The organism is Synechococcus sp. MIT S9509, assembly GCF_047303035.1.
In the GTDB taxonomy this organism is placed as follows: Bacteria; Cyanobacteriota; Cyanobacteriia; order PCC-6307; family Cyanobiaceae; genus Synechococcus_C.
The window spans coordinates 2,083,421-2,095,115 of record NZ_CP138940.1 but is presented as its reverse complement, the minus strand read 5'-3'; the positions used below and the strand labels follow the sequence as shown (position 1 = coordinate 2,095,115).

5 protein-coding genes and 2 pseudogenes are annotated in these 11,695 nt (G+C 46.0%); all 7 read left to right on the top strand.

What is annotated here, in order from left to right:
• The first annotated feature begins 171 nt into the window (after positions 1-171).
• The 7 genes and pseudogenes from SIB73_RS11915 to SIB73_RS11885 all read left to right on the top strand — a co-directional run bounded on the left by SIB73_RS11915 (position 172) and on the right by SIB73_RS11885 (position 11,592).
• On the top strand, positions 172-2,997 hold the full coding sequence (locus SIB73_RS11915) for a valine--tRNA ligase (RefSeq protein ID WP_413404850.1): 2,826 nt from the start codon (positions 172-174) through the stop codon (positions 2,995-2,997).
• A 64-nt stretch (positions 2,998-3,061) separates the two neighbouring features.
• Positions 3,062-3,277, top strand: a pseudogene (locus SIB73_RS11910) (ATP-binding cassette domain-containing protein); the annotation flags it as partial.
• Positions 3,278-3,982: 705 nt separating this feature from the next.
• A pseudogene (locus SIB73_RS11905) lies at positions 3,983-4,467 on the top strand (EAL domain-containing protein).
• Between the two features lie 707 nt (positions 4,468-5,174).
• The gene (locus tag SIB73_RS11900) at positions 5,175-7,349 is read left to right on the top strand and encodes a glycosyl transferase family protein (RefSeq protein ID WP_413404852.1); all 2,175 of its coding nucleotides are present in this window, start codon (positions 5,175-5,177) and stop codon (positions 7,347-7,349) included.
• Positions 7,349-9,895 carry an NfrA family protein gene (locus SIB73_RS11895; protein ID WP_413404854.1) on the top strand — a complete coding sequence of 849 codons (2,547 nt, stop codon included), beginning with the start codon at positions 7,349-7,351 and terminating at the stop codon, positions 9,893-9,895. The genes SIB73_RS11900 and SIB73_RS11895 overlap by 1 nt, the downstream gene beginning before the upstream one ends.
• Complete coding sequence (locus SIB73_RS11890) at positions 9,892-10,773, top strand: DUF4434 domain-containing protein (protein ID WP_413404856.1); 882 nt, start codon at positions 9,892-9,894, stop codon at positions 10,771-10,773. Before SIB73_RS11895 ends, SIB73_RS11890 begins: the two co-directional genes overlap by 4 nt.
• 678 nt (positions 10,774-11,451) lie before the next feature.
• Complete coding sequence (locus tag SIB73_RS11885) at positions 11,452-11,592, top strand: hypothetical protein (protein WP_413404858.1); 141 nt, start codon at positions 11,452-11,454, stop codon at positions 11,590-11,592.
• Positions 11,593-11,695 lie beyond the last annotated feature (103 nt).

The following is an 11,695-nucleotide window of genomic DNA, read 5'->3' as shown; positions in this document are numbered from 1 at the left end:
GATCAAGAGAGAAATGTTGGATCCATTCTGATCTTCAAATTCGTGCCTGTCTTGCCATGATTTTTCAACTGCCATCAGGATTCCCCTTGGACCGAATGGTTGATGTCGCAGACTCAGTGTTGTTAGGGCAGCTGTTTTGCGAGCATGGATCGCTGTCGTTGAGCGCGTCCCGTGCCGGAGCTCCCCAAGACCTATGACCCCGTAGGAACCGAGGCCCGCTGGCAGCAGGCCTGGGAGGATCAGGGTGCTTTTCATCCCGACCCCAAGGCGCCTGGAGAACCGTTTTCGGTAGTGATCCCCCCTCCGAATGTGACCGGCAGCCTGCACATGGGTCACGCCTTCAACACGGCCCTGATCGACACGATCGTGCGTTACCAGCGCCTGGCGGGAAAAAACGTGCTCTGCCTCCCAGGCACTGACCATGCCTCGATTGCTGTGCAGACCATCCTGGAGAAGCAACTCAAGCAGGAGGGCAAGACCCGCCACGATCTCGGCCGTGAGGCGTTTCTGGAGCGGGCCTGGCAGTGGAAGGCTGAAAGCGGCGGGCGCATCGTTGATCAGCTGCGCAGACTCGGCTACTCGGTGGATTGGCGTCGTCAGCGCTTCACCCTGGATGAAGGCCTCAGTGAAGCAGTGAAGGAAGCCTTCGTGCGCCTGCACGAACAGGGGCTGATCTACCGGGGCGAATACCTGGTGAATTGGTGTCCTGCCTCCGGTTCGGCGGTGAGTGATCTGGAGGTGGAGATGAAGGAGGTGGATGGTCAGCTCTGGCATTTCCGCTATCCGCTCAGCAGTGGCGAGGGCTATCTGGAGGTGGCCACCACCCGCCCGGAAACGATGCTCGGCGACACGGCCGTGGCGGTGAATCCCAGCGATGACCGCTATGCCCATCTGGTGGGCCAGACGCTCAATCTGCCCTTTGTGGGGCGGGAGATTCCGATCGTGGCCGATGACCACGTGGAGAAAGACTTCGGCACCGGCTGCGTCAAGGTGACGCCGGCCCACGATCCCAATGATTTCGCCATCGGCCAGCGTCACGGTCTGCCCCAGATCACGGTGATGCGCAAGAACGGCACGATGAACAAGCAGGCCGGTGAGTTTGAGGGGCTGGATCGCTTCGAGGCGCGCAAAAAGGTGGTGGCGGGTCTTGAAGACCTCGGTCTGCTGGTGAAGGTGGAGGACTATCGCCACAGCGTTCCCTATTCGGATCGCGGCAAGGTGCCCGTGGAACCTCTGCTCTCCACCCAGTGGTTCGTGAAGACCGAGCCGTTGGCAGCTCGTTGTCGTGAAGCGCTGGAGAAGCAGGATCCACGCTTCATTCCCGAGCGCTGGGAAGTGAAGACCGAGCCGTTGGCAGCTCGTTGTCGTGAAGCGCTGGAGAAGCAGGATCCACGCTTCATTCCCGAGCGCTGGGAAAAGGTGTATCGCGACTGGCTCACGGACATCCGCGACTGGTGCATCAGCCGCCAGTTGTGGTGGGGCCATCGGATCCCCGCCTGGTTCGTGATCAGTGAAACCGGCGGCAAGTACACCGACACCACGCCTTATGTGGTGGCACGCAACGAAGCCGAAGCCCTGGAAAAGGCCAAGGCTCACTACGGCGCGGCGGTGGAGATCGAGCAGGACGAAGACGTGCTCGACACCTGGTTCTCAAGCGGCCTCTGGCCGTTCTCCACTCTGGACTGGCCCGATGCCAACAGTGCGGATCTGCAGCGCTGGTACCCCACCAGCACCCTGGTGACGGGCTTCGACATCATCTTTTTCTGGGTGGCCCGGATGACGATGATGGCCGGCGCCTTCACCGGCGAGATGCCGTTCAAGGACGTCTACATCCACGGCCTGGTGCGGGATGAGCAAAACCGCAAGATGAGCAAGAGCGCCGGCAACGGCATCGATCCGCTGCTGCTGATCGACCGTTACGGCACCGACGCCCTGCGTTTCGCCCTGGTGCGGGAGGTGGCTGGTGCGGGTCAGGACATCCGCCTGGATTACGACCGCAAGAAGGACACCTCCGCGACCGTTGAAGCTTCACGCAACTTCGCCAACAAGCTCTGGAACGCCACCCGTTTTGCGCTGATGAATCTCGATGGCGAGACTCCTGCCCAGCTGGGCGATGCCGATCCAGCGTCGTTGCAGCTGGCGGATCGCTGGATCCTCTCGCGCCTGGCCCGGGTGAACCGGGAAACCGCCGCGCGTTACGGCAGCTATGCCTTGGGTGAAGCGGCCAAAGGGTTGTATGAGTTCGCCTGGAACGACGTCTGTGACTGGTATCTGGAACTGAGCAAGCGCCGGCTGAATCCCGGTGAAAATCCCTCAGCGGAGGTCCTTGCTGATCAGCGGGTGGCCAAGCAGGTGCTGGCCAAGGTGATCAGTCAGATGCATCTGATGTTGAATCCGCTGATGCCCCATCTCACCGAGGAGCTCTGGCACAGCATTACCTCTGAGTCAGAGACAACGTTCTTGGCCCTGCAGACCTGGCCGGCCGTTGATGAGGCAGCCCTTGATGACGATCTCGAGGCTTCGTTTGCCGAGTTGATCGCTGCGATTCGTGTGGTGCGCAATCTGCGGGCGGTGGCCGGTCTGAAACCATCCCAGACCGTTCCGGTCCGTTTTGTGAGTGGCCGCGGCGATCTTGTGGATGTGCTGCAGCAGGGGATGGGCGACATCACGGCACTCATCAAAGCCGAAACGGTTCAGGTGATGACGCCGTCTGAGGCGGATGCACAACCGGTGGCCAAGGCGCTGGCGGGCGTCAGCGGTGAGCTTCAGGTGCTGCTTCCGATCGAAGGCCTGGTGGATCTCGATGCGCTCAGATCAAGGCTCGAGAAAGACATCGCCAAGGCCGAGAAGGAGATCAAGGGGCTGGCCGGTCGGTTGGCCAATCCCAATTTCGCTGACAAGGCACCGGCAGCAGTGGTGGCGGAGTGCAGAGCCAACCTGGCCGAGGCTGAGGCACAGGCTGATCTGGCACGCAGGCGTCTGGGGGATCTCAGCTGAGTCGTCTGCGCTGTTCGGATCCCTAGCCTTTCAAGAGCTCTGCTGTTGACCGCTGGACTCTCCACTGATCACGGTCGAAAGGCTGAGCAAGACGTACCGCGTTGCTGATAAGCAGCCGGGCCTTGCTGGCACCATGCGGCACTTTCTGCGCCGTAGGCAGCGTGATGTGTCTGCGGTTCGGAATGTGTCGTTCGCGATTGCTCCCGTAGAGATGGTGGGTTTTCTCGGAGCCAACGGCTCCGGAAAGACGACCACGCTTTCGTGCTTGTGTCGTCTTATTGGTTGTAAAAACTAACGATAAAAATCATATTTCAAATACGTCGATAGACAATTCAGTTTATTTTGTTCATATAGATGTTTAATGTTTGCGTGAATTTCCTATAATGAACCACATAATTTAAAATTTCAATATGTGGAATAAGTTGTTATTAGGCGCGGGGGACACCAGCTCATTCACGAGTTGTTCAGAATATTGCGTAGCAGTAATTGATTTGAATAATCTTAAATTGCTTAATAATCAATTGGGCCAAGAAAAGGGGGAAGACTTATTGGAGTAGCTGTTTATGTACTGTTTTCAGCTGCGAGGAAAACTGACAAAGTATACAAGGCTAGTGATGAATTGTTTGTTGGACTAAGTCCTGCTTGTCCTGATATATTAGAAAAATTAAAAACTCGAATTAGCGCTAAATTTTCTGCGACAGGAATAAATGCTTCGACTGTTTTTTCGTGGAAGAGTCAATCTGAACTTTTGTACGATATTTTTTGTCAAGAAGAGCTTTTACTGCTTTCAAACAAGAGCCATGCAATCAATGATCGTGTTTTTGCTGGCTCACACAACTTTTCGCGACCATTACTTACTAAAATATCTAAATTTGATGTGAAATTGACTTAGTCGCTGATTTAGATTTTGCAATTCAAAAACAAGAATTTTCTCTTGTATATCAGTCGATTTATAATTCATTGCATGAAATGATGTAAGGTTTTTGTGCGATGGCAGAGAAAGAAGGATGGAAAGTATGTTCCACCCGAGATTTTCATACCACTCGCTGAAACTAGTAATAAGATAAACGATATCTATTCTTGGAGCTTTGAAACTGCTCTTGCTCAATTGCTTGAGTGGCGTACGGATTCCTATCAATTGCCGAAGCTTTCTTTTAATTTCTCACCGTCACAGGCAGATTTTTCTAAAAATACTCAATTCTCTCATGCAGAACAAATTGCAAATTGGTGCAAAGCTTATAATTTTTCCAGTCGATACTTCCTGATTGAGCTAAATGAAACCTCCTTTTTGAAAGATTTTGCTGCGGCTATAGATTTATTTGAGCATCTAAAATCGATAGGTGTATATTATGTCTTGATGATTTTGGAGCAGGCTTTTCGTCACTCTCTATGTTGAGATTTTTTCCTGTTTCGACCATCAAAATTGATCGATCTTTTTTAGTGGGGTTGCCTGACTCAGTGCCTAATTGAGCAATAGTTAAAGCTACTATTAATCCATCTTCGGAGTTAGGAATCAATGTGATCGCGGAAGGTGTTGAGAATGAACAATAATTTAGGCTTCTAAATCAACTTGGGTGCGACTACTTCCAGGGTTATTTTTTGCAGAACCGATTGCATCTGATGTCTTAGAAAAATTACTTATCAAGAATTAAGTATTGATTTTTTATCTGATTTCTTGGCATAATCATCACATTATCTTGACATTAATCACAAAATCCGTGATTTTTCCAATAATTTTATCATGGTAGCCCTAATATGTTGCATTATCCTCATTTTTTGTTTGTATCGATTCTCGTTGTTTAAAAGCAGTACATTGTATTTTGATTGGGGTTGTAATACATCTTTTTCTCATTATAGGCTGATATTTAAGTAGATGTGTATACAGTAATTTTTATTAGGCTGGCATTAGCGGCTAATGAGCTGATGGATGCTGTGTTTATCGACTCGCTTTGTATGTGTAAAAAAAGCTACATTTGAAGTTCATATCTACCAAAAGACTCGCGGAACGTTTAGTCGGCCGGTAGAATAAAAAGCTTTTAAGCGTTATTTTCAAAATGTTGTCATTACGCGAACTAGAAGTATTAGCTGCCTTTGATGTGAGACCTTCAAAAGCCATGCATGTAATCATTAGATAAATTATTTTGGACTATTTTTCTATTATGGCTAATTTTGATTAAATGGCGGGCACTGATTTTTTTACAATTTATCTTTATGGCTTGCGTATATTTACGTTTTTGATAGCTTTCACATTGCTTTTATTGGGTATAGAAGATCTGTTTATAGACCTTATCTATTGGATTCGATGGGTTTGGCGAAGGTGTTTTATTTATACTCGACATCACTACGCTGACGAACAACTTCTCTTTTCTAAAAAAGAAAAGCCTCTGGCGATTATGGTTCCTGCATGGAAAGAAGTTGGTGTTATAGCTCAAATGGTTAATACCGCTGCCACTGAGCTCGACTATGAAAATTATCAATTTTTTATCGGAACATATCCCAACGATCCAGAGACACAGTCAGATGTAAAGGAAGTTTGTAGTCAATTCGAAAATGTTCACCAGGTAATTTGTGCATTGCCGGGGCCGACCAACAAAGCTGACTGTCTCAATAATATTCTTGCAGCTGTTTTAGCCTTTGAAAAGGCTGCTGCAGTCAAATTTTCTGGCTTTATTTTGCATGACGCAGAAGATGTGATTTCACCATTAGAGCTTCGTTTGTTTAATCTTATGATCGAACGAAATGATTTAGTGCAAATACCTGTTTATCCATACCTTCGTCGTAATTGGTGGAGTTTTACAGCCAATCATTATGCTGATGAATTTGCTGAATGGCATGGAAAAGAGGTTGTGATCCGTGAAGCACTTGCTGGCTTGGTTCCAAGTGCTGGAGTTGGAACTTGCTTTAGCCGAAGAGCTTTGACTTTGCTTCTTGATGAAGGTGATGGAATAGCTTTTTCAACACAAAGCCTGACTGAGGATTATGACATTGGAATTCGGTTGCGTCAGGCTGGTATGCGCGAAATATTTGTTCGCTACAGTCCGCGAGAACCGTCTCTTGCGCCTTTGAGGGAGCGTCGATTTGGTGTTCAGAGGCGAGCGAGTCAAGTCATATGCGTTCGTGAAAATTTTCCACACACAATATCAACTTCTGTCCGTCAAAAAGCTCGTTGGATAACAGGCATCGTTTTTCAAGGATCTTTATCTTTGCCTTGGTCTGATGATTGGCTCATAAATTATTTTCTTTGGCGTGATAGAAGGGGTGGAATTAGTAATATGATAGGCCTTTTAGCAATGATAATTACATTACAGCTTTCGATTGTTTGGATAATTAGTTATTACAACTTTGGAGATTGGGATTTTCCTTCTGTGTTGGGAAATAGTCAAATCTTATCCACCCTTCTTCTTTTGACTGGGTTTCTCCTATGCAACCGAATAATTCAGAGATTTTATTTTACTACGGTTTTCTATGGTTTCTGCTCTGGCTTGATGGCGATCCCCAGAATGTTTTGGGCAAACTTGATAAATTTTCTTGCTAATTTTCAGGCTATTCGTTTAATTCTGGCAATCGGCAGTATTCGTAAAGTTGCCTGGGATAAAACAACTCATGTTTTTCCAAGTATTGCATCTTCCACAAGACGTCGACCGTTGGGTCAAATATTATTAGAACAGGGAGTCATTACACCTCCACAATTACAGAAGTGTCTTGAAAGTAGTGGACGCCGCCGAATTGGTAGAACCCTACTTGATTTTGACATGTTGACGACAGTGCAACTCGGCGTTGCTCTTGCCGAGCAGCAAAACTTGGAATACTACAATCTTAATCCTTTTCAAAGAGATTTTTCCTTACTCAAGCTTTTGGGTGAAGGATTGGCTTTTAAATATTCAATTTTACCTCTGTGTGTTGACTCCGGTGTTTTGGTTTTCGCACGTGAGAGTGCTATGAGCAAAGTCGCTCTAGGCGCAATTAGTCGTAAACTCAAATTGCCTACTCGACAGGTCATTGCGCCACTCGGCCGTGTACAAATTGGCCTTATTAATTCATATAGATCTGATGAATCAAATTTGTTGAATTCGAATCTACCCCGTTTAAAGTCATTATTTGAACATGATATTGTTGTATTTGATAATTTTTGTAGTCACCTGATGCTTCTTGGTGATTTAGCTGTGGAAATGGGCTTGATTAGTCAGTCTGTTCTTAGTCAAGCGTTGATAAGTTTCGATCCTTTATATCAAAAATTGGGTGACCACTTAGTTGAATTAGACCTTCTGAGTGTAGAAAGTCTTCAGGGCTTGCTTGAAGAGCAAAAACGTCAGCGTTTATTAGGCTTTTCAATTATTGGAGGAGTTTCTTGATGGGTAAGGCAATTAGCAAGTCTAAGATTTGGTGGAATTCGCTTGTTTTGGTGGTTTTTCTTTTTATTTGCACTGATTCAAATAAAACTGCTCAAGCAAATGTTTTCACTAACTTGATTCGTGATTGGAAAGAGTTCAGTAGTTACCCTTCTTTGGCAAGAGCATCTAGAGCCTTATCCGAGGGTCGATATTCTGATGCAGAACGTGAAGCTCGATTTGTTCTCAACCAAATTGACACTAATTCCCATCAAGCCAGATTAATACTCGCTGAGGCACTTCTTGCGCAACGTCAGTATGGACATGCTCTCGATGCCTTACAAGTGTCCATCGAAGAGCCTCTTTATCGACAGATTCAATTGATTTGGTTGAATCAATCAACTCCTGTACCTGAAAGCAGGGTTGAGCAATGGCTTCAACAGCATACGCAGGGTCTGCATCGCGAGTCTTTGATTAAGGGGCGATCTGAGCAATTAAAGCGATTGTACGGTGCGAAAAAAGCATGGAATTGGCTTCGTAAACGTGGAGGCGATGTTGTTTATCGTAGTGGTCTTGCTGAATTAGCTGATGATTGGGTAGCTATTGTCGAAGAACTATCGCCCTTAGCACAAAACGACTCAGAATTGTCACCATTACTTCAACAACGTTTGAATTTCGCGAGAGCAACTTTAAATCAACAACGTTTAAATTCTACTAAGAGAAGAGAGTTGACAATGAATACTTTGTCTGCGCTTCCCCCTCCACCTACACTTGATGAACTGAGCTTCAATCTAGTTACCTCAGGTAAGCTTCGACAAGCATTGGACCTCTTAGAAAAACGTCTCGTTGAGGATTATTCGCCTGAGAGTTTAATTCCTGAAGGTTTAGCTAATCGTCTAATTAATCTTTATGCTCAACTTGGTGCACCAAAAGCTTCCTTTCTGAAACGCCTATCTATCCGCCTTCCTGTCTATGAACGTGGCGTATTGTTTGAACAACTTGCTTTTTCCGGCGATTGTGCCATTTTGCCTGAGATGACCATACTTTCTTCTGAATCGGCATCTGCAGGAGAATGGTTAGCGTATGGCCAGTGTGCAATTCAGCAAACACCAGGTGAAGCTTCTGTTTACTTGGATCAAGCGTTTTTATTAGGACGCGAGGACTCTCGCAGCCTGTTGGCATTTGCTCTTGCCGCTAGTGGTGAACCAGAGCGTGCTTATGAACTTTGGGAAGGCTTACCTTCTACTGAGAAGAACCAATCTTCAATACAGGCAGGAATGTCACAAGTTTCTTTGCAACTTAATCAACTGGAGAATGCAAATAAACATTGGCAAAATCTTACCGAAAAAAGTATCGACCATTGGCGATTGGGAGCTTTAATTGCTGCCAAGCGTGGCGAGTTGTTTTCTGCATATGAGCGCTATGAAATTGTTCTTGGTGAAAGCCAAAATGCCTCAGACTTTTATCAAGGAGCGTTAATTGCTAGAGATATTGGTAATTCTGATAAAGCGCTGGAATGGCTTGAGAAAGCAAATAAATTAGATCCAAATAATTTTCGTTATCTTAGTGATTATGGATTTACTTTGAGTCAAGACACTCGCCGGAAAATTCAAGATCAGGCACTCCCCGTCTTATTGAGCGCAAGCCAAATTAGCGATGAAAACCCTGAGATCGAGGCTGAGATTGCGAAGCTCTTTAAAGAACGTCGTGATTATCAATCATCATTGAAACACTATAAACGTGCTATTTGGCTTGAGCAGGACGCATTGAGTTCCACCGAAGCTTTGACATTGCCTTCGCAACATCAACGTCTGTATGGGCTCAAAAGAAATTATGAATTTCTTTCTAGAATTGATAATTTACACATCGATTTTACTGTGTCCCCTTATGGCTCTGCTCAAAGCATTGATGATTTGTTTATTGACGATGTTCTCCTTGAGTATCAGCAAGGTATTGTCGGTTCTTTGATTTACGAGCGTCGTTTGTCTGATCAAGATATCTTTAGCTACACAAGATTCATCTCATCTTCTGATTTGTCTCAGCCAGATTTCCAGACATCTGGTGGTTTTGGTTTTAGATATAAACCATTCTACGATTTGAATATTAACTTATTTGCCGAATATTTTCAGTCGCGTTTGGCTGATACGAGTTCTGATGATGCTTTGCTTCGTATTAATGGTTCTGTTTTAGATCAGGGTGATTGGAGTGCCGAATGGAAGGCAGATCGTGATGTATGGAACGAGAGATTTTTCTATTTTGATTCAGCTTATTTTGTTGAGCAATCTCAGCTAATTGGCTTGTATCGTTATTCCCAAGGCAGAACTTGGAAACTACCCGGGGACGTTGCTCAAACATTAAGTCCATACTTTTTCTCCCAGATGGCTCATCAAGACTATGAGTATGACGTTCGTATAGGAATTGGCGTGCGATGGCAGATCTGGCTAAACGAAGACGAATTTCGTGCGTATCGTCACAAACTAACGACTCGATTGGAGTATCAGCAACCATTGTCTGGTGACCTATATCAGCAGACTCCTGGCGTGAGATTGAGCTTTCAGATTAACCTATGAAAACTTACTCGTTCCAATTTCACGTTCGGCTTTTTCTGGCGATTCTCATTATTCTTTTTTTACCTTCTATATCGAAGTCAAGTACGCTTTTTTACCAGCCTCTCAATCGTGATCGTAATGTTGATCCAGGCGAATGGGCTCAGTTATGGCGTAAAGCTTATAGTAAAGATTTTAGGCAAATTGTTGTTCAGTGGACAGCCTTTGGCGATCAGCTAATTGATCCGGAGAACTGGTTATTAAATAGTCTTGAAATTGCTAGTCAAGAGGGATTGCAATTGATCATTGGATTGCATGCAGATCCAAATTTTTCTCAAACTCTTCTGCAGGCTGGTTGGGAAAGTCGATTCGAAGAATATTGGAATAGTCTTCAGCGGCAGTCGCTGGTCCAGCAAGAGCGGTTATTGCCCCTACTCTCTGCTCGTGATATTCCTGTTAAAGGCTGGTATTTCCCCTCAGAACTATCTGACATTCCTTTTACTAATTCTAACCGTCGGCAATTTGTTCGCAATCAATTAATTTTGATGGCTGAAAATCTAAACCGCCCATTGCATATTAGTGCTTATAATCTTGGATATCTTTCGCCTCAGGCCAATGCGACTTGGCTTTCTAGTCTTGAAAAGTCAGGTTTAAATGTTTGGTGGCAGTATGGTACTGGAGTTAAAGATCTTTCGCCTCCAATTCTTCAGACTTATTATAAAGCTCTTCCTTGCGCGGTAGGTGTAGTTGGCGAAGCATTTGTTAAAACCTCAGATAAGGATGGTTCTTTTGGGGCTAAGTATGCTCCACCAACGGAATACGATTCTTGTCATCCAGCTTCTACTTTTTCACTTCGCTACTTGCCCTGGGCTCAGTCAATCTTGAAGCTTCAGTCTGATTAGTTGTTTAGGTTAAACCATCTTGTTGCTTGGTTTTTGGGCGACCATTAAAGGCACATGTTTCTCACCAATCTTTTTGTCTCCATTTGTCTTGGGTTCATCTTTTTAAGTAGTGTTTAAGTTGCTCAGGGCTTCGTCATTGTTAATTCGATCTCTATTTGGGGCTCTGTGTGCTCCCTTGGAAGATGTTGTCGATTGGTATTTGAAGCTCAGCAAGCACAGGCTGAATCCAGGCGAGAATGCAACCGTTGAAGCACTCTCTGATCAATAAACTGAACGATTTGTGCTGGCCAAGGTGATCAGCCAGATGAACCTAAGGTAAAAACGCTTATCTCGCATTTTGCTGAGGAGTTTTGGCTGAGCTTGGCGGAGCCTCGCAGTTGAGCTTGGGACGACGTTTCAGGCACACTAGGTTTGGCCTGTTCGTGATCAAGCAGCCCTCGATGGCATTCTTGAATCATGTCGGCGGAGTTGATCGCTGGAATTCATTTGGTGCGTAATCCGCGGACGGTCGCTGGACTGTAACCGTCCCAGATCGCTCTTGTTCGTGTTTTGAGTAACCGTGGCAATTTGGTGCAGGTGCTGAAGCAGGGGAAGGCCGAGATCATGGTGCTCACCAAAGCTAAAACGGTTCAATTGATGACATCGTCTTAGGCGAATGCAGCATCGGTGACTATATCCTTGGCCAACGCCAGCAGTGAGCTTTGGGTGTTACCTCCAATTGATGGTTTGGTGGTCTTCGATGCCTTGAAGGCACTTTTGGAGAAGGCCATGTTCCAGTCCGAGAAGGAGATTAAGGTTCATTCTGACCAACTTTTCTGATAAGGGACCGCTCGAGGTGGTAGCCGAATGCAAGTCCAACTTGGGTGTGAACCAGGCACAAGCAGTTCTGGTTAGGCGAAAATCTACGATTCATTTGAATATG

Excerpts from the sequence above, each read along its gene's own strand:
- SIB73_RS11900 (WP_413404852.1), top strand. The coding sequence starts at position 5,175 with ATGGCGGGCACTGATTTTTTTACAATTTATCTTTATGGCTTGCGTATA.
- SIB73_RS11895 (WP_413404854.1), top strand. The coding sequence starts at position 7,349 with ATGGGTAAGGCAATTAGCAAGTCTAAGATTTGGTGGAATTCGCTTGTT.
- SIB73_RS11890 (WP_413404856.1), top strand. The coding sequence starts at position 9,892 with ATGAAAACTTACTCGTTCCAATTTCACGTTCGGCTTTTTCTGGCGATT.